The sequence below is a fragment of the Pseudomonas sp. NPDC089422 genome, assembly GCF_044749405.1.
Lineage (GTDB): Bacteria > Pseudomonadota > Gammaproteobacteria > Pseudomonadales > Pseudomonadaceae > Aquipseudomonas.
Genome location: NZ_JBIVHW010000002.1, coordinates 352,651 through 375,863, shown reverse-complemented (window position 1 = coordinate 375,863; position 23,213 = coordinate 352,651). Strand labels below are relative to the sequence as shown.

Below are 23,213 nucleotides of genomic sequence, written 5' to 3'. Positions count from 1 at the left end.
CAGCCTGTATACTTGCCAGCTGTCCCAGTCTTCGAGGTACCGCCATGCCAACCGCCATTTCCACTGACGTACTGATCGTCGGCGCCGGGGTCGCAGGCCTCTGGCTCAATGCCCGCCTGCGTCGCCTGGGCTACTCGACAGTGCTGGTGGAGCGCGCCAGCCTCGGTGGCGAGCAGACCATCAAGTCCCAGGGCATCATCCATGGCGGTACCAAGTACGCCCTGCACGGCGCCCTGACCGGCGCCTCGGAAGCCATCGCCGACATGCCGCGCCGCTGGCGCGAAGCGATCGATGGCAACGGCGAACTGGACCTGACCCGCACCCGCCTGCTTTCCGATGCCCACTACCTGTGGTCGCCAGGCACCCTGGCCGGCAACCTGACCAGCTTCTTCGCCAGCAAGGCCGTGCGTGGCCGGGTCGATCAGGTAAAGGGCGAGCACTTGCCACCGGCCCTGCAAGACCGTGGTTTCAAGGGCAAGGTCTACCGCCTTGCGGAGCTGGTGATCGATGTGCCCAGCCTGCTCGCCAACCTGGCCGAACTGGCCGGTGACAGCCTGCTCGCGGGTGAACAGGTCGAACCGCTGCGCGAGGGCGACGAACTGGTCGGCTTGCGCGTCGACGGCCGTGAAATCCGCGCCCAGCGCATTGTGCTCAGCGCCGGCGCTGGCACCGAAGACCTGCTGCACGCCTTGGGCCTCAAGCAACCTGCCATGCAGACCCGCCCGTTGCACATGGTTCTGGCCAAAGGGCCAAACCTCAAGCCGCTGTATGCACACTGCCTGGGCGCCGGGCCAAAACCGCGCATGACCGTTACCACCCACCCGGCGGCCGATGGCCAGTGGGTCTGGTACCTCGGCGGCGACCTGGCCGAGGCCGATGGCGTGGCCCGCGAACCTGCCGCGCAGATAGCTGCTGCACAAAAGGAAATTGCCAGCCTGCTGCCTTGGGTCGACCAAGGCCAGGTGCGCTGGGCGACCCTGCGTGTCGACCGCGCCGAGCCCGCGCAGTCCGGCCTGGTGCGCCCCGACAACGCCTTCCTCGCCGAACAGCAGCGCCTGCTGGTGGGCTGGCCAACCAAACTGGCACTGGCACCGGACTTCAGTGACCGGGTACTGGCCAGCCTCGACCGCGACGGCGTGCGCCCCGCAGCGCAGGCCGACCTTTCCGGCCTGCCGCGCCCGGCCTTGGGCGTACCGGCCTGGGAGCAACTGCTGCCATGACCTTGCCAACCTTGCATGGCTTGCACCGCCCGCTGGGCAGCACCGGTTTCAAGGTTTCACCACTGGGCCTGGGCACGGTCAAGCTGGGCCGCGACCAGGGCGTCAAATACCCCAATGGCTTCACCATCCCCGGCGATGACGAAGCCCGAATGCTGCTGGCCCAAGCCCGCGAGCTGGGTATCAACCTGATCGACACCGCCCCGGCCTATGGCCGCAGTGAAGAGCGCCTGGGGCCGCTGCTGCGCGGCCAGCGCGATGAATGGGTGATCGTCAGCAAGGTGGGTGAGGAATTCGAAGACGGGCAGTCCAGCTTCGACTTCAGCGCCGTCCACACCCGCCGCTCGGTGGAACGCAGCCTGCGCCGCCTGGAAACCGACCGTATCGAACTGGTGCTGGTGCACTCCGATGGCAATGACCTGGCAATCCTCGAGCAGGAAGAGGTCTACCAGACACTCGCCGCACTCAAGCAGGAAGGCAAGATTCTCGGCTATGGCCTTTCCGGCAAGACCGTCGCCGGTGGCTTGAAAGCGCTGGAGCAAGGCGATTGCGCCATGGTCACCTACAACCTCAACGAGCAGGCAGAACGCCCGGTGCTGGACTACGCTGCCGAACACGGCAAGGCCATTCTGGTGAAGAAGGCGTTGGCCAGCGGGCATATCTGCCTTGCCCCTGGGGTCGATCCGGTGCAAGCCAGCTTCGAGTTGCTGTTCGCCCACCCGGGCGTGAGCAGTGCTATTGTCGGCACCATCAATCCGTTGCACCTGGCCCACAACGTGGCCACCGTCGCCCGCATCCTGGGCCAGCATTGAGTTGTCACCCACCCAAGATGGGCCTGGAGACTGACCCGACGCAAGGAGGAGCCTCGTGGCGCGTACGCTGATCCGCAAGAACCCGAGCAACTTCAAGACACTGCCGCTGCATGTCGAAGCCACAGCCGAAGGCTTGGTCTACCAGAGCATCGGCATGCCCCTGAACTTCGCCCAGACCCAACAACGGCGGCGCGCGATCCAGCTGGCCGACAAGCAGCGCTTCGTGGTCGAGCTGGCCAACCTGGGTGTTTCCGTACGCCTGACCCTGCACTGGCAGCACCGTGATTACTGGGTGCTGGTGAGGCAGCGTCGTCAGGACCGCGGTGACGTGGTACTGAAACTTATTTCCGGGTATGTCCCCGCCCAGGAACTCAACCTGCCGCTGCACACTGCCGTCCAGGAGGTCGCTGAAGAATGCCTGCTGGAGACCCCGGAAGGCTGGCTGAGCGGGCGTTTCAACGACACCTGGCTGCCAGCCCCCTATGCCGCCGCACTGCATTACCGCGAAGCCTTGCCCTTCGTGCTGACGCCGGAGTCAGGTGCTGCCCGCCCGGTGCACTGTGGCAACCTGATGTTGCTGGAACGGCCACGGGCCTATGTGCACTTGCCGACCGCTTCGCTGCAGCTGATCTACGACATGCGCCTGCAGGTGCCGAGGGAGGCCAAGAAACTCAGCCTGTTCCATGTCGATGAGCGGCTGGAAGGCGACCAACTGGTGGCGCGGCTCAACCGCAAGCGACCAGATCTGTATCTGATGCCGGTACAGGATGGGCAGCCGTTGGCCGAGCTGTACACGTTGAAGAAGGATGAGCTGGTACCGGCGAGTACCCGCGGGCTCTACCTGGCCGAGAGCTTTGCCCGGCAGGAAGGCTGGGTGGTGGCCGATGAGCGGATTCGCTGGAAGGACTGGGTGAAACAGCAGGGGCTGGTAGAGCGCAAAGTGACGCCGGCCTCGCATCTGCAGCGCTTTGGCGACAAGGCACGAGCGTTGCTGGAACGGGCCCGCACTTCACTTCATAAATAGCATTCGGGGCCGCTTTGCGGCCCCTGCGTTCGATCAGTTCTTGCGGATCTTCTCGACGATGGCTGTGGTCGAGCTGTTTTCGACCAGCCCCAGCACCTTCACGGTGCCGCCATAGCCCTTGACGATATCGGCACCCACCACCTGGTCGATACCATAGTCCCCGCCCTTGACCAGCACGTCTGGCTTCACCTGGCTCAGCAGGTTTTCCGGGGTGCCTTCAGGGAAGCTGATCACCCAGTCCACCGCGCCCAGGCCAGCCAGCACGGCCATGCGCCGGTCAACGCTGTTGATCGGACGGCCCGGCCCCTTCAGGCGGCTGACCGACGCGTCGTCGTTGACGGCGACGATCAGGCGATCACCCTGTGCTCGCGCCTGCTCCAGGTAGGTGACATGCCCGGCATGCAGGATATCGAAGCAGCCGTTGGTGAAGACGATCTTTTCTTTGTGCGCCCGTGCATCATCGATGGCCAGCAGCAGTTGCTCCAGGCCCAGCACGCCACGCTCGGAGCCTTCCTCACGCTGGATCGCCCGGCGCAGCTCCGGGGCACTGATGGCAGCGGTACCCAGCTTGCCGACCACGATGCCCGCGGCCAGGTTGGCCAGGGCCACGGCGTGCGGCAGGTCTTCGCCTGCGGCAATGGCAGCCGCCAGGGTAGAGATCACGGTATCGCCGGCACCGGTCACGTCGAACACTTCGCGAGCACGGGCTGGCAAGTGCAACGCTGGCTGGCCGGTGCGCAACAGGGTCATGCCGTGCTCGCCACGGGTCACCAGCAGCGCGCCAAGGTCCAGGTCCTGCAGCAATTGCAGGCCTTTGGCGACCAGTTCGGCCTCATCGGCGCAGCGGCCGACGATGGTCTCGAACTCGCTGAGGTTCGGGGTGATCAGGCTGGCACCACGGTAGATGGAGAAATCCTTGCCCTTGGGATCGGCCAGCACTGGAATGCCCTTGGCACGAGCGGCCTGGATCAGGCTCTGGTGGTTCTTCAGCGCGCCCTTGCCGTAGTCGGACAAGACCAGGACCTTGACGCCTTCAAGCAATGTGTCGACTTCAGCCCCCAGCGACAATGGGTCGGTGGCGAACGGCTCTTCGAAATCGATGCGCAGCAATTGCTGGTGACGGCTCATGACCCGCAGCTTGACGATGGTCGGCTGGTGCGCGATGCGCTGGAACACCGAACGCACACCAGCGGCCTGCAGGCTGTTGGCCAGGCTGTCGGCGGCCTCGTCCTGGCCGGTGACACCGATCAGCGAGGCTGGCGCGCCAAGGGCGGCGATGTTCAAGGCAACGTTGGCCGCGCCGCCGGGGCGATCTTCGATCTGATCGACCTTGACCACCGGCACTGGCGCTTCAGGCGAGATACGCGAAGTACCGCCATGCCAGTAGCGGTCGAGCATGACATCGCCGACCACCAGTACCGGGGCTTGATCGAAACGCGGCATGGACAACTTCATGGGCAACCCATATGGAAATAATGAACAGGGGCAGGATATTAGCACAGGGTAGGCGACGGCTTTACGGCCAGATACACCCTGGAAAATTCCCGTGACAATCGGGGCCGATACGGCCCCGATCAAGGCGGGTCAGGTGATATCGGCCTTGGCCGGCTCATCCAGGCCCATGGCATGCAGGCGGGCATAATGGCCATTGGCCGCGAGCAGTTCGGCATGAGTACCGCGCTCGACCAGGCAACCCTGGTCCATCACCAGGATCAGGTCGGCCTTCTCGATGGTCGACAGGCGGTGGGCGATCACCAGCGTGGTTCGGCCCTCCATGACATGATCCAGGGCCGCCTGGATATGCCGCTCGGACTCGGTATCCAGCGCCGAAGTGGCTTCGTCGAGGATCAGCAGCGGCGCGTTCTTCAACAGTGCCCGGGCAATCGCCAGGCGCTGGCGCTGGCCACCGGAGAGCAGCACGCCGTTCTCACCGACTTCGGTATCGAAGCCTTTTGGCAGGCGGTCGACAAATTCCTTGGCATAGGCATCTGCGGCTGCCGCTTCGATATCGGCACGCGGGGCGCCTGCCAGGTCGCCATAGGCGATATTGTTTGCCACGGTATCGTTGAACAGGGTGACATGCTGGGTCACCTGGGAAACATGGCGGCGCAGGTTGCGCAGGCGATAGTTCTCGATCTCCACGCCATCGAGCAGGATCTGCCCCTGGTCGTGGTGGTAGAAGCGCGGGATCAACGCCGCCAGGGTCGACTTGCCGCTGCCCGAACGCCCGACCAGGGCGATCATCTGCCCAGGCTCGGCGACGAAGCTGATGTTGCTCAGTACCTCGCGCTCGGTGCCCGGGTAGGTGAAGCTCAGGTTGCGCACTTCGAGACGACCTTCCACACGCTCCTTCTCGACAGTGCCGGTATCGATCTCCGGCTGCTCGTCCAGTTGCTCGAAGATGCTCTCGGCACCAGCCAGGCCCTTCTGGATGGTCGAACTGACTTCCGACAGCTGGCGGATCGGCTTGGGCAGCAGGCCTGCCGCCGTGATGTAGGCCACCAGGTCACCAGCGGTGGATTCACCGCGCAGGAACAGCACCAGGAACATCAACGCCGCCATGGCGGTGTAGATCACCAGCTGCAGCAGCGGTGTGTACAGCGAGCCGGTCTTGGTCATGTGCAGCTGCTTGTCGGTGTTGCTCTGGCTGGCGTTGCCGAAGCGCTGCTGCTCGTAGGCTTCACCGCCGAAGCTGCGGACCACGCGGTAACCCTGGATAGTCTCGGACGCGACATGCGTCACGTCGCCCATGGCGGACTGGATCTTCTTGCTCTGCTTGCGGAATTTCTTGCTGGCAACGCTGACCATCACCGCGATCACCGGCAGGATGGCGACCATCACCAAGGTCAGGTGCCAGTTCATCCACAGCAGGTAGCCGAACAGGAATACCACCGTCAGGCCTTCCCGGATGACGACCTTGATGGCATCGGTGGCAGCACCGGTGACCATGGTCACGTTGAAGGTGATCCGCGAAATCAGGTGGCCCGAGTTGTGGTTGTCGAAGTAGCGATTGGGCAGCACCAGCAGCTTGTTGAACAACTCCACGCGCAGGTCATGCACCAGGCACAGGGAAACCTTGGCCAGGAAGTAGTTGCCCAGGAACGAACCCAGGCCTTGCCACGCTGCGATCAGGATGATCAGCAGCGGCACCGCCTGCAGCAACTGCAGGTCGCGCAGGTAGGGAACGTTGGGGAACAACACCGCTTCCGGGTTGCTCAGCCCATCGACGAAATACTTGAGTATCCCGGCCAGCATGGGCTGGGTCGAAGCAAAGATCACGAAACCGACAATGCTCAGCAGGAAAATGCCGATATAGGGTTTCACATAGCTCAGCAGCCGGAAGTAGATCTTCAGGCTGGAGGTGTGCTCCGCCGGTAGCGGTGTTTCGGCCATCATCGAGCTCGCTGTTCAGGTTGAACCGGAAATTTTACCACAGGCATCATTTTCGGCACGCATCCATGGCAACAACATGACCAGGCCGACCGGCAGCCAGCTGACGAACCATTCCGCCCGGGGCGTCGTGGTGAGGCTGGCGGCGTCGAACTGCATGGCCAGGGTCGAGTAGATCCAGAGGCAGAGCAGAATCTTGCCAAAGACCGTGTCGCGCGCTCGGACAATCTCTCCGAGGGTGAACAGCCACACGGCAATCCACAGCAACATACCTGGCAACCCGAGCTCAACCGCAACATGCGTAAACATGTTGTGGGTGTGATCGAACTGCTGGCCAGCGGCCTCTACTTTGTAATAGGCACCCAGCCCCAGGCCACCCCATGGGTGCTCACTGATCATGTGCAGCGTCGAGCGGAAAATTTCGGGACGGAAGGACGAGCCACGCAAGGCGATGAGATCGTAGACGGCGTAGAAGGCCAGCCCGGTGCTCACCACTGCGAGCAGCGCCATGAGCTGGCTGTGCCTGTCACGGAACCACAGGGGTGCCAGGATCACAGGAATGATCAGCGCCAGTACCGCGCCACGGCTCTGGCTCAAGGCGACAAATGCGGCCAGGCACGCCAGTGCCAACAACCAACACAGGCGCAAGGCAGGCTGTCGCGGCAGATCGTACAGCAGCAGCAAAGCGGCGATTCCGACAACATAAGCGCCAAGGATCGGGTGCGAGATCTCGCCGATACCTTCCAGGCGAGTAACCAGCGGCATGGCCTGGACGCCATAGAACCTGACAATGGAGATCAGTGCGGCAATCGCCAGCAATGCAGATCCTATCCGTAACAACTGCCGAATACGGACCGTCCCCAATTGCCCGATGATCGGGAACGCCATCAAGAACACCAGAATGTAAAGCAGCCGCTTGCCTTCTCGCCCATACTCCTGGTTGTTTGACCAGGCCATGCTCAGCTCGCCCCACACCAAAAACAGCGCCAACGCCCCCCACAGCGCGGGCTGACGCCGCCAGGCATCAAGCAGAATCCGTCTCGCCGACCATGCCACTACCAAAGTGGGCAGCCACATGAACACAATCATGCCTTGCTGATACAGCTTGTTGCTGGGAGCCAAGGCAATGGCCGCCAGGAACCAGACCAACCCGAACGCCAACCAGGCCTTGGCCCAGTTCTTCTCATACAACATCCATACTCCCCGGTAACGCGAAATGACACCAGACATGGTGCTACAGCTTTATTTTCGGCATTATTGCCAGTCATTTTTGCTTGCCAGACGACAAGGCCCTATACATGCAGTGCTCCCGCCTCTCCCAGGTCGACTTCGATCAGCTGACACTTGGAGCCCAGGTGCTAGAGGCAGATAGCCATGGCGCCAAAGTTTACCTGCTCAGGGATGGAAATTTCCTAAAGGTTTTTCGTAGAAAGCGTCTAATTTCATCTGCGTTGCTTCGTCCGTATTCACAACGCTTCGTCGACAATGCCGCTCGCCTGCATCAACTGGGGATTCCCACGCTCGAAGTGATCAGCCAGCACAAACTGGATGTACCGGGCAGAACAGCCGTGCTGTATCGCCCGCTGCCAGGGCGCACGTTGCTGCAGCTATCGCGTGACGCCGGGTTCAGCTGGGCCAGCTACCTGCCGCGGCTGATCGAATTGATCCGTCAACTGCACCTCAATGGCGTGTACTTCCGCTCGTTGCACCTGGGCAATGTAGTCGAAACACCTGACCAGCACCTTGGACTGATAGATGTAGCAGACATGCGCTTCCTGCGCCCGCCGCTCTCTGCACGGATGATCAGGCGCAATGTTCAGCACATGGTGCGTTATATCGAGCGGGAAAACCTGGGTGACCAATTCCCGCTCGTCGACTTCGAGGCGGCCCTGCTGGCGCGCTGACTTCAACCACGCAGCAGTTTCTGCGACCCATCACAGAACGCCTGCCATGCCGCCTCGGGCGCCAGCGCCTCGCGCTGACGGGCGGCCATGAACTGAGCGCCGGGGGCATCGCAGCGTTCGATTGCCTGGGCCCAGGCTTCGACACTGCCAACCGGCAGGTAGCAGCCCGCTTCCCGCAATTGCTCACGAAACACTGGCAAGTCGCTGCACAGCACCGGCAGATCCGCCATCACGGCTTCTTGCACCACAAGGCCCAGGCCCTCGGCACGCGACGGCACCAGCAGCCAGTCAAACGCCCGGTAGAGTTGCTGCAAGTCATCGTGGTGGCCGCACAACATCACACGCCCGGCCAGCCCCAAAGCATCAATGCGCGCTTGCAGGCTGGCGCGTAGAGGGCCATCACCGACAATCGCCAGGTGCATGTCCGGCCGGCTGGCGGCCCCCTTGGCGAATGCCTCGATGAGCATCTCGAAGCCTTTGCTTTCTACCAGCCGCCCCACTGCACCGAGCACCTGGCCCGAGGTTTGCGGCAGTGCCAGTTCCTGGCGAGCCTGCTCACGGCTGAGCAGCGGCCTGGCGAAGGCCTGCGGGTCGAATGCCATGCGCAGCGCCTGTACAGGACGACCAATATCCCGCTCAAGCGAGCGCGCCAAGGTTTGCGAGACGGCTGCAATGCTCACCCGCTCAGGGGGCAGCCGGGTCAGCAAACGCACATCGCTGGCATTGAGCCGGGTACTGCCATGGAACAGCACCTTGACCCGCACTCCCGGGATTTGCTGCAACACCGGCAGCACCAAGCGTGCGACCCCGACGCCGTCGAGCAGGATCACATCAGCCTGGGCCTCTTGCAGTGCCCTGCGCAGACGCAGGCGCTGCCAGGGCAGCAATAGACGCCAAAGGCTTTTGCCCTTCAGCACCCGCTGCGGTATGTGCCATACGCGGGTAGGGCCCTGACCATGACACAGCTCACCTCCGAGCAACAACCAGTTACTGATAGACGCATCGGCCCCCGCGTGCGACAGCACCTGTTGGTGGACCTTGTGGATGGACATGTACGGCGAACCGCCTGCCCACATCATGTTGACGATATTCATGGGGATAGCGCCCCTCTCCCGTGCAAGCCAGGTGGGACTGCAGCTTCAACTAACAAGAATCGGATTTCCCATGCAGATAAGGGCGCCCATAACCAGCATCAATGCCGGCCTCACCCGACATGGCGTCGGGAAAGCGCCCTTTCTCCAGCATAGGCTGGAAATGCTGGACAGCACTGCTGCCCCTTAGACGACCCTGGCAACACGGGTTAGTGCCCGAAATCACCATGAAACCTTCTGCGAGTGCTTTCATCAGACATGCTGATGATCAGAAGCCGAGTTTCAACCGCCAGCGTTGCCAAGCAGACAACGGCGGATGAGGCCTGAGTGCCGGGCGCATATGCTCGACGATGCTCCGCCCCACTGCAGCGAAACTGAAGCGGGAAACGGCCAGCTCGCGACCATTTTCGGCAATTTGCTGCGCCAGCGCAGGGTCTTCGCGCAAGACACGCAACTTGGCCTGCAGCGTCGGAATGCTGTCATAGAACACGACGTTGACCATGTCCTGCAGCCCCAGCGCGCGATTCTCTGCTTCGCCCTGGTCGTATGCCAGCAGCACGCAGCCACAGGCCATGGCTTCGAAGTTCTTGATCATGTACTCACCCATGCCAACGTCGGCGCTGACAAAGAAGCGAATACGGTTCAGCGTGTTGCAATAGTCCTCGCCCGACTTGGTGCGGGTGACCACCAGGTTCTCGACCTGCCCCAGTTCGTCCAGCAGCGCCTTGCGGCCGCTGTAGGCGACACTGTTGGTGCTGCCGACGAAGGCCAGTTCGATATCGCGCCCACGGCCCTGGTCGGCCAGCAGTTGTTCATCGTAGCCCTTGGGCACGAACACCGCGTCGAAGCCCTCCTGGCGCAGGCGCTCGCTGACGCTGTAGCCCGAGCTGATCACGCGCGCCCACGGCAGCTTGCGGTAATGCGCGCTGAACTTGCCGGTGTACTTGCAAGGGATGTAGTTCTGGTAGGCATCGTGCTCGAGAATCACCAGGTTCGGCACCGTACGGATGAAGGCCGCCTGGCGGATCTCTTGCTTGAAGCGCAGGAAGAAGACGATGCGGTCATAGCGTTCGACCTGCACTTCACGCTTGAAGTAACGGCGCAGGTTGCGCTGGTCTTCGCTGGTCAGCCAGCGCAGATCGCATTCGCAGTTGGCCGCGACGCCGTCGTACAGGCGATCGAGGATCGCGCGCTGTTCCTTCTGTACCAGAAATAGGACTTTCATTGCTTTCCTTGGGCGCTCTGCGCCATCGCGGTCGGGTTTACAGCTCACGCCGCCAGAACAACTCATGCCGGCGCACGGCCTTGCGGAAGAACTCGTTCTCCCCGTAAGGCGACGGTCGGCGCCCCGCCAGCCAGCGCTGCAGCCATCGACGCAGGCGGCGCTTGAAGGGTGCCAGGGGCTGCAGGTCGTGCATCATGCCCAAGGCCATGGCCTTGTCACGCTGGGTTGTCACATCCAGCAGCAACGAGCACGGCGCCCAGGCCTGCCCGGCGCTCAGCTGCGGCGGCAAGGCCACGCCATCGCCGCTGTCGCCCATTGGCCAGCGGTCGTTGTCATGCAGGTGGTTGGCGTAGCACAGCAGCGTCTGCGGCTGCCAGGCCAGGCCCTGCAGGGCCTCCATGACAGCCGCCTGGGCGCAGATATGGTCAGGATGCGGGTCAAGTTGCGGATGCGGCAAGACCAGCACTTCAGGCCTGGCCATTTCCAGCAGCGCCTGCAGGTCGGCCAGCAGGTTGTGCCAGGTGGGCGCACCATCGCGGTCGGCCGGCAGTGGGAACGGGTTGAACTGGCGGAACAGGCGGATATCGGCCATGCCCGCTTCGCGGGACGCGGCAGGCTGATCAGGAGCGGCCTGCATGCTGGGCAGCTGCAGGCAGAAATACCCCAGCTGCACGCAGCGCGATTCGGGCACGCCGGCCCAGCGTGGCACGGCGATGCTGTCCCAGGCGCGCAGGCGGCCCTTCAAGCGGGCAGCCTCCGACTTGCCCAGCCCCATCTGCTGATAGTGCTCGGCCTCGATCTCACCCGCAGTCAGGGTGACCACCCAGGTTTGGTCGGCCTGGCTGTACAAGCCATAGGCAGCCAGCTCGGCATCATCGGCATGCGGCGCGATCACCATCACCCGGCGGCGCTGCAGTTCGACACCGGGAGTTATCCACAGGCGCGGCTCACCCAGCAGCCGGCAATGGCGCCCGCGCAGGCGCAGCTCACCCGCCTGCAGAGGTGCGGCCAGCCCGGTAAGGTTAAGGAAGCGCAACCCATCGACGCCGCGCTCGAAGGTTTGCTGATCGCCGGGTTCGGCACCAAGCAGCTCGACCCGCGGGTCGAGGAAGCGCCCCAGCCAGCCACTTTTCACCCGCAGTTCAAGCACCAGGGTTTCATTGCCCTGCAACGCCGTGTCGACCTTGAGCAGCCCGTCGCGCAGCATGACCGGCACTTCTTGGCTCAACTCGCCAAAGTCATAGGCGTAATCCTCGCCAGGCGCATAGAACAGGTGATCGGCGAACCAGGCCTCGTGAGCGGCCCAGAGCAGCGGCAGCAGCAACAGCGGCAGCCACCACCAGGTGAAGGCACCCAGCGCCACCAGCACGACCAGGCTGGCGAGCAAGCCCAGGCGCTTGTTGCGCCGATGGCGCTTGAGCAACTGCTGCTTGCGGCTCACGCCTGGAATACCGGCACAGGGTTGCACCAGCGGTCCTTGTACTCCCGGTCGGCACGGCCGAACGAGAAGCGCAGGGGCTTGTTGCGCGCCCGGGCGTCTTCCCAGGCCGCCTGGGTATTGAGGAAGCTCAGCACGCTACCTGGGCTGAAGGCCTTGGTTTCCGGGTCGACACCGCCATTGATGTATTCGACACTGATCCACTCAGGCGCCTCCACGCGATACACCAGCTGGATGGCGATAGGCTTGTCCTCGAGCATCAGCACCGAGCCGATCAGCAGCTCGCGCAGGCGCTCCAGCACTTCGGCCATACGCTCGGCCCCCGTGGCCGGGAAGCCCCAGCGGCGCTGGAACAGGTCACAGTACATGGCGGCGATCTGCTGCGCGCTGAAGTCGCCGATCGGACGCACCACGCCGCCGGCTTCTTCCAGCAGGCGCAATTCGCGGCGCTGGTTGTAGCGGAATTTCTTCGACAGGTCTTCGTGGGCGCGGGCCATGGCCAGCTGCTCCTTCTGCACCTTGAGGCCGCTGAAGCGGCCCTGGTTCAGCTCGGACAGGTAGCGTGCGGCATGGCGCAATGGCGCGCCGGCATCAGCCGCTGCCGGCAGGATGATCTCGGCATTGCCAAGGTCGAACAGGGCCTTCTTGCCGGCACGCTTGAGCACGTCCTTGGACAACGCCAGATGACGCCCCCAGGTCGGGATGGCGGCTTTCAGCTCGCCCGCCTGGTACCAGCCCAGGTAACGCACCGGAATCTGGGCCATGTCCGCCAGCTGCTCGACCACCAACGGGTGCGTCGCGACGCTGCCGCCAAAACGCGCCCAAGCTTCGGCGTAGGTCGGCGCATCGATGGCCTGCCAGCCGCGCTCGCGAAAGGCCTGGATATGATTGAGCATCAAGCCTTCCCCATCAGCGCACGAACCTGTGGCAACTGCCAGAACGCCTCGCGCACGGCCTGGTCGGAGAAACGCTCGTGCAGGCGCCGCAGCATGTGCGCAGCGCAGGTTTCACGCTGCTGTACATCCAGCGCAGCCATATGCTTGAGGCCCTGCGCCAATTGCCCGGCATCGGCCAGCGGGAACAGCACGCCAACCCCCTCGACCACCTCACGCGCACCGCCGCAGGCCGTGGCCAGCACTGGCACGCCGGCGACCATGGCTTCGAGCAGGACCATGCCGAACGGCTCATGGTCGGAGCTCAAGGCAAACACATCGAAGGCCTGAAAATAGCGACGGGCATCCGGCACCTGACCGAGGAAGTCCACCTGTGCGGCAATGCCCAACTCGGCAGCCTGAGCCTTGAGCTGCGCCTCCAGGCGGCCCTTGCCAAGGATTGCCAGGCGTGCGCCGACAGGCAGGCCCGGCAGCGCCTCGGCAAAGCCACGCAGCAAGGTGGCCTGATCCTTGTCAGGGTGCAGGCGACCGACGTTGCCGACCACCCATGCCTGGGCATCCAGGCCCAACGCCGCACGGGCCTCGGCACGGGGCACCAGGGCAGCTTGCAGGGCGTCGATATCAATACGGTTGTACAACGTCTGGATACGCTCGGCCGGCCACTGTGGCAGGCAGCGGCGCATGTCGTCACGCACCGCATCCGACACGCCCAACAGGCTCAGGCGCTTGCTGAACAGGTTGGCGAACAGGCGCCGGCCCTTGCGCTCATAGTCACCGAACGCATGATGCACGCCGATCACCGGCAAGCCGGTGCCCAGCAGCGCGACATAGATCGGCTTGAAACGGTGAGCAATGCAGAAGCTGAAATTGCGCTCGGCCGCAATGCGCCGCAGAGCACGGATCGCACCCAGCTTCAGGCCACGCACGGCCTTGGAGCTGAATTCGAGAAACAGCACCTCGTCCGACGCACAACCTGCCGCAACCTGCGGGTCGGCGGCGCCGGTGAGGAACACGGTGGTGACCTTGTAGCCGCTGCCCTGGAACAGGCTGGCGTACTGACGGGCACAATCGAGGAACGGCCCGTCATAGCCATGGCAGAACTGCAGGATCCGCGCTTCAGAGCGGCTGGTCATAGGCGGCGGCGCCGTCCTTCACGACCAGGATGTCTTCCATGATCAGGTACTGCAGGTCCGAACCGAAGAACATGTTCAGTGCGTCGGTCGGCGAGCAGATCATCGGCTCGCCACGGCGGTTCAGCGAGGTGTTCAGCGACACGCCGTTGCCAGTCAGGTCTTCCAGCGCCTTCATCATGTCGTAGTAGCGCGGGTTGTACTCGCGCTTGAGCACCTGGGCACGCGAGGTACCATCTTCGTGGACCACTTCCGGCACACGGGTCTTCCACTCTTCAGCCACTTCGAAGGTGAAGGTCATGAACGGCGCCGGGTGATCGACCTTGATCATCTGCGGAGCTACGGTGTCGAGCATCGACGGGCAGAAAGGTCTCCAGCGCTCGCGGAACTTGATCTGCTCGTTGATGCGGTTGGCCACGCCCGGCACGCTCGGGCAGCCGATGATCGAACGACCACCCAGGGCACGCGGGCCGAACTCCATGCGGCCCTGGAACCAGGCCACCGGGTTGCCGTCGACCATGATCTTGGCGATACGCTGCGGCATGTCGTCGAGCTTGCGCCACTTCGGCGCGTTCGGGTGACGGGCGCAGGCGGCGATCACGTCTTCGTTGGAGTACGACGGGCCGAGGTAGACGTGTTCCATCTTCTCGACCGGCACACCACGGGCGTGGGAAACGTAGGCCGCAGCACCGACGGCGGTACCGGCGTCGCCGGAAGCCGGCTGGACGAACAGTTCCTTGACGTCGGAACGGGCGATGATCTTCTGGTTGAGCTTGACGTTCAACGCGCAGCCACCAGCAAAGGCCAGCTTGCCGGTCTCACGCAGGGTGTCGCCCAGGTAGTGGTCGATCATCTGCAGGGCGATCTTCTCGAACAACGCTTGCATGCTGGCCGCATAGTGGATGTAAGGCTCGTCGGCGATGTCGCCTTCGCGCTTGGGGCCCAGCCATTCGATCAGCTTCGGCGAGAAGTAGAAGCCCTTGCCCTTCTCTTTATGGCGGCGCAGGCCGATGACGTTGGCGTACTCGGTATTGATCACCAGTTCGCCGTTCTCGAAGCTGGCCAGGCGGGAGAAGTCGTACTTGCTGGCGTCGCCATACGGCGCCATGCCCATGACCTTGAACTCGCCGTCGAGCATCTCGAAACCGAGGAACTCGGTGATTGCGCCGTACAGGCCACCCAGCGAGTCCGGATCGAAGAATTCCTTGATCTTGTGGATCTTGCCGTTCTCGCCGTAGCCGAAGAAGGTGGTAGCGTACTCACCCTTGCCGTCGATGCCGAGGATCGCGGTCTTTTCCTTGAAGCCCGAGCAGTGGTAGGCGCTGGAAGCGTGAGCCAGGTGGTGCTCGACCGGTTCGATCTTGATCTTCTTCGGGTCGAAGCCCAGCTGCTCCAGGCACCAGACGATCTTCTTGCGGTAGCGCTTGTAGCGGCGGTTGCCCATCAGGATCGCGTCGAGGGCGCGGTCCGGGGCGTACCAGTAACGCTTGGCATAGTGCCAGCGGGCCTTGCCGAACAGGCTGATCGGGGCGAACGGAATGGCCACCACGTCGACGTCGGACGGCTTGATGCCGGCTTGTTCCAGGCAGAATTTCGCCGACTCGTAGGGCATGCGGTTCTTCGCATGCTTGTCACGCACGAAGCGCTCTTCTTCGGCGGCGGCAATCAGTTTGCCGTCGATGTACAGGGCCGCGGAAGGGTCATGGCTAAGGGCGCCGGACAGGCCAAGAATCGTCAATGCCAAGGGATTAGCCTCTTCATTCGGTAGAGATGCGCCAGCGGCCTCATGGGCGGCTGGCGGCTAAAGGGCGGGATTATAACGCAAACATCAGGAACTGCGCGGTGCGGCTTACTCGGCGATCAGCCAGTCCATGCGGAAGCTGCCCGCGGTCTGCGCCAGCTCCTTGGCCAGCCATGGCAGCAGCTCGCGCAGCTCCTCTTCCAGCCCCCAAGGCGGGTTGGCAATGGCCAGTCCAGAGCCGTTGAGGCCCTGCGGGCTGTCCTGATGGTGCACATACAGCTCGACCCGCAGCAGTTTCGGCGCGCCGGTACTGGTCAGGTCCTGGTAGAAGCGGGTCAGCGAGCGCTGATCCTTGATCGGGTACCAGATGGCCGCGACGGTCTGGCGCATGCGGCCGATCGCCTCTTTCATCGAGGTGGTGCAGCGCTTGAGCTCGTCAGCCTGCTCGAACGGCGGGTCGATCAGCATGATGGCGCGTTTTTCCTGCACCGGCAGCAATGCCCGCGGCACATGCCAGCCTTCGCCCAGATGCACCACCACACGCGGGTCTTTCTTCATGTTCTCCTTGAGCAGCGGCCCGTCTTCGGGATGCTTCTCATTGAGCAGCGCGCGGTCCTGCTGGCGCATCAGGCGACGGGCCAGCTCGGGCGAGCCAGGGTAGTAGCGCAGCTCACCATCGGCATTCAGGCGCTTGATGATACGCAGGTAGTCCGCAGCCATGGCCGGCAGGTCATCGCGATTCCACAGACGGGCGACACCCTCCAGGTACTCGCCGGTGCGGGTCGCCTGGTCGCCCTGCAAGTCGTAAAGGCCGAGGCCGGCGTGGGTATCGATGTAGGCGAACGGCTGCTCCTTGCGCGACATCAGGGCGATGAGGCGGGTCAGCACGATATGTTTGAGGACGTCGGCGTGGTTGCCGGCGTGGAAGGCGTGACGATAGTTCATGGCAACTCCTGCGGGGGTAGCAAGTTTACCTTGCCTTGCAGCCGGAGTCAGGTAGGAGCGGGCTGATCAACGGCCCCTGACAGGCTGGAGCATCACCAAGCGGAATGAATTCCGAATATCAGTGACTCACCGCAATGACCAACAATCGGGCCTCCAATCAACCAGGAGTACCTGACCATGAAAGCTTCCATCCAGCTTGATAAAGGCAATGCAGTGCCCACCCTGCGCGGCACGCTTGGCATCACCAATGCGCCTTACACTGCAATGATCGAACTTAAGCGACCAGACGGCACCACCGAAAACCTGGTGGTACCTCACAGCGGCAGCGAGACCTGGGAGATCTCCCTGGGCAACTGCGCCCCCGGAAGCTATGAAGCACTGATCAAGCCAAGGGAAGGCAATGCATTTGAAGCCACCCGACTGGCTTTTTCGCTGTAAACCCACAGCTATAGCTATAGGCATACGGCCCGAACAATGCGTTGTTCGGGCCGTATGCTTTTACAGCTACTTGTCAGCGTGATAAGCCACATCGGCAGCTTCGAAACGCTGCACCATCGCCTGCGAAGGCCGGCCCAGCTTGCTCACCAGGATGATGGCAATGCTGGCGAACAGGAAGCCAGGGATGATTTCGTACAGCCCGAGGGTGTCGAAGTTCTTCCACAGGATCACGGTCAGCGCACCCACCACGATACCGGCCAGCGCGCCGTTACGGGTCATGCCTTTCCACAGCACCGAAATCAGCACCACCGGACCGAAGGCGGCGCCAAAACCGGCCCAGGCGTAGGCCACCAGGCCCAGCACGCGGTTTTCCGGGTTGGCGGCCATGGCAATGGCAATCAGGGCCACGGCCAGCACCATCAGGCGACCGACCCACACCAGCTCGCCCTGCGAAGCGTTCTTGCGCAGGAAGGCCTTGTAGAAGTCTTCGGTCAGGGCACTGGAGCAGACCAGCAGCTGGCAGCTCAGGGTGCTCATCACCGCCGCCAGGATGGCCGACAGCAGCACACCGGCGATCCACGGGTTGAACAGGATCTTGGCCAGCTCGATGAACACGCGCTCATGGTTCTCGGTGACCGGGCCGGCCAGGTCAGGGTGCGCCGAGAAGTAGGCGATACCGAAGAAGCCCACGGCGCAGGTACCGGCCAGGCACAGGATCATCCAGGTCATGGAGATGCGACGCGCCTTGGCGATCGACTTGACCGAGTCGGCGGCCATGAAGCGCGCCAGGATGTGCGGCTGGCCGAAGTAACCCAGGCCCCAGCCCATCAGCGAAATGATGCCGATGAAGGTTGCACCTTTGAACATGTCGAAGTGCGCGGGATTCTGCGCCTCGATGGCCAGGAAGGTCGTGTCGAAGCCGCCCGTCGAGATCAGCACGATGATCGGGGTGAGGATCAGGGCGAAGATCATCAGCGAGGCCTGCACGGTGTCAGTCCAGCTGACTGCCAGGAAACCACCGATGAAGGTATAGGCGATGGTTGCCGCAGCACCGGCCCACAGGGCGGTCTCATACGGCATGCCGAAGGTGCTTTCGAACAGGCGCGCACCCGCGACGATGCCAGAGGCGCAATAGATGGTGAAGAACACCAGGATGACGATCGCCGAGATGATCCGCAGCAATCCGCTTTGGTCTTCGAAGCGGCTGGAGAAGTAGTCCGGCAGGGTCAGTGCATCGCCGTTGTGCTCGGTCTGCACGCGCAGACGGCCAGCGACGAACAGCCAGTTCAGGTAAGCGCCTACGGTCAGGCCGATGGCGATCCAGGCTTCGGAAAGGCCGGAGAAATAGATGGCGCCCGGCAGGCCCATCAGCAGCCAGCCGCTCATGTCGGAAGCACCGGCGGAGAGTGCGGTGACCACACTGCCCAGGCTGCGACCGCCGAGGATGTAGTCGGAAAGGTTCTTGGTGGAGCGATAGGCTGCGAAACCGATCAGCACCATTGCCGCGATGTAGATCACGAAGGTGATCGTTAGTGGATTGCCCATGCGTGTGCCCTGGCGTTTGTTTTTATCTCATGCGCAACCTTCTTGACGACGGTTGCACCCAGGCGGCGAATGCTATGCAACAACGCAAAGTCGGTGCAACCACTTTTCATTTGCCAGTTGCACCCAATCGTGCCTTTTCAGAAAAATCCCTTTTTTTGCTTCATTTCGGAGCAAAAACCACATTCCTCATAAAAAAAAGCACTGTAAACGTTTCTTTTTTGGCTGTAGGAAATGCCGCCAGACGAGTTGCACCTTTTCTTCATAAAATTAGGGTTGCACCTGGTTGCACCCAAAATCACCTACAGCTAATCTTGGCGCCAGCTTAAGCCACAACCGTGGCAATAATGAGGATAAGAAATTGGCGACGACCACCCTTGGGGTCAAACTTGACGACCCGACCCGTGAGCGACTCAAGGCAGCTGCGCAATCCATCGACCGCACGCCGCACTGGTTGATCAAGCAAGCGATCTTCAATTACCTGGAGAAGCTCGAGGGTGGTGCCACCCTGACCGAACTCAACGGTCACGCCAACAACCTGGCCGATGACGCCGGCGAGGTCCAGCCAGACCACGCCCACCAGTGCTTCCTCGAATTTGCCGAGAGCATCCTGCCGCAGTCGGTACTGCGCTCGGCAATCACCGCCGCCTACCGTCGCCCCGAGCAGGAAGTCGTGCCGATGCTGCTGGAGCAGGCGCGCCTCAGCGCTCCACTGGCCGAAGCCACCAACAAGCTGGCTGCTGGCATCGCCGAAAAACTGCGTAACCAGAAGAGTGCTGGCGGCCGTGCCGGCATCGTCCAGGGCCTGCTGCAGGAATTTTCCCTGTCGTCCCAGGAAGGCGTCGCCCTGATGTGCCTGGCCGAAGCCCTGCTGCGCATCCCCGACAAAGGTACCCGCGACGCCCTGATCCGCGACAAGATCAGCAACGGCAACTGGCAGCCGCACTTGGGCAACAGCCCGTCGCTGTTCGTCAACGCCGCCACCTGGGGCCTGCTGCTGACCGGCAAGCTGGTCTCCACCCATAACGAAGCCGGCCTCACCTCCTCGCTCACCCGCATCATCGGCAAGAGTGGCGAGCCGATGATCCGCAAGGGCGTCGACATGGCCATGCGCCTGATGGGCGAGCAGTTCGTGACCGGCGAAACCATCGCCGAAGCCCTGGCCAACGCCAGCCGCTTCGAAGCCAAAGGCTTCCGTTACTCCTACGACATGCTCGGCGAAGCCGCACTGACCGAACATGACGCGCAGAAGTACCTGGCCTCCTACGAGCAGGCGATCCACTCGATCGGCAAGGCTTCCCACGGCCGCGGCATCTATGAAGGCCCTGGCATCTCGATCAAGCTGTCGGCACTGCACCCACGCTACAGCCGCGCCCAGTACGAGCGCGTGATGGAAGAGCTGTACCCGCGCCTGCTGTCGCTGACCCTGCTGGCCAAGCAATATGACATTGGCCTGAACATCGACGCCGAAGAGGCCGACCGCCTGGAGCTGTCCCTCGACCTGCTCGAGCGCCTGTGCTTCGAGCCGGCCCTGGCGGGCTGGAACGGTATCGGCTTCGTCATCCAGGCCTACCAGAAGCGCTGCCCGTACGTGATCGACTATGTCATCGACCTGGCCAAGCGCAGCCGCCACCGCCTGATGATCCGCCTGGTGAAAGGCGCCTATTGGGACAGCGAGATCAAGCGCGCCCAGGTCGAAGGCCTGGAAGGCTACCCGGTGTATACCCGCAAGGTTTACACCGACGTGTCCTACGTTGCCTGTGCCCGCAAGCTGCTGGCCGTGCCGGAAGCCATCTACCCGCAGTTCGCTACCCACAACGCCCACACCCTGTCGGCCATCTACCACATCGCCGGCCAGAACTACTACCCGGGCCAGTACGAGTTCCAGTGCCTGCACGGCATGGGCGAGCCGCTGTACGAGCAAGTGGTGGGCAAGGTTTCCGAAGGCAAGCTGAACCGTCCGTGCCGCGTGTACGCGCCGGTCGGCACCCACGAAACCCTGCTGGCCTACCTGGTTCGCCGCCTGCTGGAAAACGGCGCCAACACCTCGTTCGTCAACCGCATCGCCGACCACTCGATCTCCATCCAGGAACTGGTCGCCGACCCGGTCGCCAGCATCGAGCGCATGGGCACCCAGGAAGGCAGCGTCGGCCTGCCGCACCCGCGCATTCCACTGCCGCGTGAACTGTATGGCCGCGAGCGGGCCAACTCGGCCGGTATCGACATGGCCAACGAACACCGCCTGGCATCGCTGTCCTGCGCCATGCTGGCCACTGCCAACAATGACTGGAAAGCCACCCCGCTGCTGGCCTGCGCCGCCAGTGAAGCACCAGCCGTGCCGGTGCTGAACCCGGCGGACCACCGCGACGTGGTCGGCCACGTGCAGGAAGCCACGGTCGCCGACGTCGACAATGCCATCCAGTGCGCACTGAACGCCGCCCCCATCTGGCAGGCCACCCCGCCAGCCGAGCGCGCCGCGATCCTTGAGCGCACCGCCGACCTGATGGAAGCCGAAATCCAGCCGCTGATGGGCCTGCTCATCCGCGAAGCCGGCAAGACCTTCGCCAACGCCATCGCTGAAGTGCGTGAAGCCGTGGACTTCCTGCGCTACTACGCGGTGCAGGCACGCAACGACTTCAGCAATGACGCCCACCGCCCGCTGGGCCCGGTGGTGTGCATCAGCCCGTGGAACTTCCCGCTGGCGATCTTCTCCGGGCAGGTGGCCGCCGCCCTCGCGGCGGGCAACCCGGTACTGGCCAAGCCTGCCGAGCAGACGCCACTGATCGCAGCCCAGGCTGTGCGCCTGCTGCTGGAAGCCGGTATTCCTGAAGGCGTGCTGCAACTGCTGCCGGGCCGCGGCGAAACCGTCGGTGCCGGCCTGGTCGGCGACGAGCGCGTCAAAGGCGTGATGTTCACCGGCTCCACCGAAGTTGCCCGCCTGCTGCAGCGCAATGTCGCTGGCCGCCTCGACAACCAGGGCCGACCGATCCCGCTGATCGCCGAAACGGGTGGCCAGAACGCCATGATCGTCGACTCCTCGGCACTGACCGAGCAGGTGGTGATCGACGTGGTGTCCTCGGCCTTCGACAGCGCTGGTCAGCGTTGCTCGGCCCTGCGCGTGCTGTGCCTGCAGGAAGACTCCGCCGACCGCGTGATCGAAATGCTCAAGGGCGCCATGGCCGAAAGCCGCCTGGGCTGCCCGGACCGCCTGGCCGTGGACATCGGCCCGGTGATCGACGCCGAAGCCAAGGCCGGTATCGAGAAGCACATCCAGGGCATGCGCGAGAAAGGCCGCACGGTCTATCAAGTCGCAATCGCCGATGCGGCGGAGATCAAGCGCGGCACCTTCGTGATGCCGACCCTGATCGAGCTGGACAGTTTCGACGAGCTGAAGCGTGAAATCTTCGGCCCGGTACTGCACGTGGTGCGCTACAACCGTCGCAACCTCGACCAGCTGATCGAGCAGATCAACGCTTCCGGCTACGGCCTGACCCTCGGCGTGCACACCCGCATCGACGAGACCATCGCCAAAGTGGTGGAAACCGCCAACGCCGGCAACATGTACGTCAACCGCAACATCGTTGGCGCCGTGGTGGGCGTGCAGCCGTTCGGTGGTGAAGGCCTGTCCGGCACCGGCCCGAAAGCCGGCGGCCCGCTGTACCTGTACCGCTTGCTGTCGACCCGCCCGGCCGACGCGATCGGCCGCCACTTCCAGCACCAGGATGGCGAAGGCCAGCCGGACCGTGCCCTGCACGACCAGCTGATCAAGCCGCTGCACACCCTCAAGGCTTGGGCCGAGAGCAACCAGCAAGCCGACCTGGCCGCCCTGTGCAGCCAGTTCGCCGGCCAGTCGCAGAGCGGCATCGCCCGCCTGCTGCCAGGCCCGACCGGCGAGCGCAACACCTACACCATCCTGCCGCGCGAGCATGTGCTGTGCCTGGCAGACAACGAAGCCGACCTGCTGGCGCAATTCGCTGCCGTGCTGGCGGTGGGTAGCTCGGCGGTGTGGGCTGACGCAGAACCTGGCAAGGCCCTGCGCAGCCGCCTGCCGCGTGAGCTGCAGGCCAAGGTCAAGCTGGTGGCGGACTGGAACAAGGACGAAGTGGCGTTCGACGCCGTGATCCACCATGGCGACTCGGACCAGCTGCGCGGCGTGTGCCAGCAGGTGGCCAAGCGTGCTGGCGCGATCGTCGGTGTGCACGGGCTGTCCAGCGGCGACCACCAGATTGCGCTGGAGCGCCTGGTGATCGAGCGGGCGGTGAGTGTGAACACTGCGGCGGCGGGCGGTAACGCCAGCCTGATGACCATTGGCTGACGCCATGGGTTGTTGATGAAAAAGGAGAGCTTCGGCTCTCCTTTTTTATGGACGCATGTCTTGAGATGTTTGACGCCAGTCAGATCGAGCGCCGTCCGCGCGGCGCAT

18 protein-coding genes are annotated in these 23,213 nt (G+C 63.3%); 7 read left to right on the top strand and 11 right to left on the bottom strand.

The features are described 5' to 3' along the window. Positions 1 to 44: 44 nt before the first annotated feature. From ACIPZ8_RS05350 to ACIPZ8_RS05340, 3 genes are read left to right on the top strand one after another with little or no spacing between them, the layout of a single operon-like run. Complete coding sequence (locus ACIPZ8_RS05350; protein WP_400720208.1) at positions 45 to 1,220, top strand: NAD(P)/FAD-dependent oxidoreductase; 1,176 nt, start codon at positions 45 to 47, stop codon at positions 1,218 to 1,220. Next, positions 1,217 to 2,029 (top strand): aldo/keto reductase, encoded by an 813-nt coding sequence (locus ACIPZ8_RS05345; protein ID WP_400720206.1) that lies wholly within the window; start codon positions 1,217 to 1,219, stop codon positions 2,027 to 2,029. The genes ACIPZ8_RS05350 and ACIPZ8_RS05345 overlap by 4 nt, the downstream gene beginning before the upstream one ends. Before the next feature lie 55 nt (positions 2,030 to 2,084). Beyond that, complete coding sequence (locus ACIPZ8_RS05340) at positions 2,085 to 3,053, top strand: metal ABC transporter ATPase (protein WP_400720204.1); 969 nt, start codon at positions 2,085 to 2,087, stop codon at positions 3,051 to 3,053. Positions 3,054 to 3,086: 33 nt separating this feature from the next. Here ACIPZ8_RS05340 and hldE read toward each other — a convergent pair whose 3' ends face one another. The 3 genes from hldE to ACIPZ8_RS05325 all read right to left on the bottom strand — a co-directional run bounded on the left by hldE (position 3,087) and on the right by ACIPZ8_RS05325 (position 7,637). Continuing rightward, entirely contained in the window at positions 3,087 to 4,508 is a 1,422-nt protein-coding gene (hldE, locus tag ACIPZ8_RS05335) for a bifunctional D-glycero-beta-D-manno-heptose-7-phosphate kinase/D-glycero-beta-D-manno-heptose 1-phosphate adenylyltransferase HldE (protein ID WP_103445929.1), read from the bottom strand. A gap of 129 nt (positions 4,509 to 4,637) precedes the next feature. Then, positions 4,638 to 6,446 (bottom strand): lipid A export permease/ATP-binding protein MsbA, encoded by a 1,809-nt coding sequence (gene msbA, locus ACIPZ8_RS05330; RefSeq protein WP_400720202.1) that lies wholly within the window; start codon positions 6,444 to 6,446, stop codon positions 4,638 to 4,640. A gap of 15 nt (positions 6,447 to 6,461) precedes the next feature. Then, the gene (locus tag ACIPZ8_RS05325) at positions 6,462 to 7,637 is read right to left on the bottom strand and encodes an O-antigen ligase family protein (RefSeq protein WP_400720200.1); all 1,176 of its coding nucleotides are present in this window, start codon (positions 7,635 to 7,637) and stop codon (positions 6,462 to 6,464) included. Between the two features lie 104 nt (positions 7,638 to 7,741). Between ACIPZ8_RS05325 and ACIPZ8_RS05320 the strand changes: the two genes are divergently transcribed. Beyond that, complete coding sequence (locus tag ACIPZ8_RS05320; RefSeq protein ID WP_400720198.1) at positions 7,742 to 8,347, top strand: toluene tolerance protein; 606 nt, start codon at positions 7,742 to 7,744, stop codon at positions 8,345 to 8,347. Between the two features lie 2 nt (positions 8,348 to 8,349). Here ACIPZ8_RS05320 and ACIPZ8_RS05315 read toward each other — a convergent pair whose 3' ends face one another. The 7 genes from ACIPZ8_RS05315 to ACIPZ8_RS05285 all read right to left on the bottom strand — a co-directional run bounded on the left by ACIPZ8_RS05315 (position 8,350) and on the right by ACIPZ8_RS05285 (position 16,810). Continuing rightward, the gene (locus ACIPZ8_RS05315; RefSeq protein ID WP_400720196.1) at positions 8,350 to 9,441 is read right to left on the bottom strand and encodes a glycosyltransferase; all 1,092 of its coding nucleotides are present in this window, start codon (positions 9,439 to 9,441) and stop codon (positions 8,350 to 8,352) included. A 265-nt stretch (positions 9,442 to 9,706) separates the two neighbouring features. After that, positions 9,707 to 10,663, bottom strand: coding sequence for a glycosyltransferase (locus ACIPZ8_RS05310; RefSeq protein WP_400720194.1), 957 nt, complete (start codon positions 10,661 to 10,663; stop codon positions 9,707 to 9,709). 37 nt (positions 10,664 to 10,700) lie between these two features. Next, on the bottom strand, positions 10,701 to 12,104 hold the full coding sequence (locus tag ACIPZ8_RS05305) for a PIG-L deacetylase family protein (RefSeq protein ID WP_400720493.1): 1,404 nt from the start codon (positions 12,102 to 12,104) through the stop codon (positions 10,701 to 10,703). After that, positions 12,101 to 12,997, bottom strand: coding sequence for an antimicrobial resistance protein Mig-14 (locus tag ACIPZ8_RS05300; RefSeq protein ID WP_400720192.1), 897 nt, complete (start codon positions 12,995 to 12,997; stop codon positions 12,101 to 12,103). The genes ACIPZ8_RS05305 and ACIPZ8_RS05300 overlap by 4 nt, the downstream gene beginning before the upstream one ends. Continuing rightward, the gene (locus ACIPZ8_RS05295; RefSeq protein WP_400720190.1) at positions 12,997 to 14,127 is read right to left on the bottom strand and encodes a glycosyltransferase; all 1,131 of its coding nucleotides are present in this window, start codon (positions 14,125 to 14,127) and stop codon (positions 12,997 to 12,999) included. The genes ACIPZ8_RS05300 and ACIPZ8_RS05295 overlap by 1 nt, the downstream gene beginning before the upstream one ends. After that, entirely contained in the window at positions 14,111 to 15,868 is a 1,758-nt protein-coding gene (locus ACIPZ8_RS05290; protein ID WP_400720188.1) for a carbamoyltransferase, read from the bottom strand. The genes ACIPZ8_RS05295 and ACIPZ8_RS05290 overlap by 17 nt, the downstream gene beginning before the upstream one ends. Positions 15,869 to 15,973: 105 nt before the next feature. Then, positions 15,974 to 16,810: a 23S rRNA (adenine(2030)-N(6))-methyltransferase RlmJ gene (locus tag ACIPZ8_RS05285; RefSeq protein WP_085676726.1), complete on the bottom strand. Its 837-nt coding sequence runs from the start codon at positions 16,808 to 16,810 to the stop codon at positions 15,974 to 15,976. A 177-nt stretch (positions 16,811 to 16,987) separates the two neighbouring features. Here ACIPZ8_RS05285 and ACIPZ8_RS05280 point away from each other — a divergent pair, with 177 nt between their 5' ends. Continuing rightward, positions 16,988 to 17,248: a hypothetical protein gene (locus ACIPZ8_RS05280; protein ID WP_400720186.1), complete on the top strand. Its 261-nt coding sequence runs from the start codon at positions 16,988 to 16,990 to the stop codon at positions 17,246 to 17,248. 66 nt (positions 17,249 to 17,314) lie between these two features. Here the strand turns inward: ACIPZ8_RS05280 and putP are convergent, their stop codons facing one another. Then, positions 17,315 to 18,793: a sodium/proline symporter PutP gene (gene putP / locus ACIPZ8_RS05275; protein WP_400720184.1), complete on the bottom strand. Its 1,479-nt coding sequence runs from the start codon at positions 18,791 to 18,793 to the stop codon at positions 17,315 to 17,317. A gap of 74 nt (positions 18,794 to 18,867) precedes the next feature. Here putP and ACIPZ8_RS05270 point away from each other — a divergent pair, with 74 nt between their 5' ends. Both ACIPZ8_RS05270 and putA read left to right on the top strand, forming a co-directional pair. After that, a complete protein-coding gene (locus ACIPZ8_RS05270; RefSeq protein ID WP_400720182.1) occupies positions 18,868 to 19,119 on the top strand; it encodes a hypothetical protein in 252 nt (83 codons plus the stop codon). A 32-nt stretch (positions 19,120 to 19,151) separates the two neighbouring features. Further along, the gene (gene putA / locus ACIPZ8_RS05265; RefSeq protein WP_400720180.1) at positions 19,152 to 23,105 is read left to right on the top strand and encodes a trifunctional transcriptional regulator/proline dehydrogenase/L-glutamate gamma-semialdehyde dehydrogenase; all 3,954 of its coding nucleotides are present in this window, start codon (positions 19,152 to 19,154) and stop codon (positions 23,103 to 23,105) included. The last annotated feature ends 108 nt before the right edge of the window (positions 23,106 to 23,213 follow it).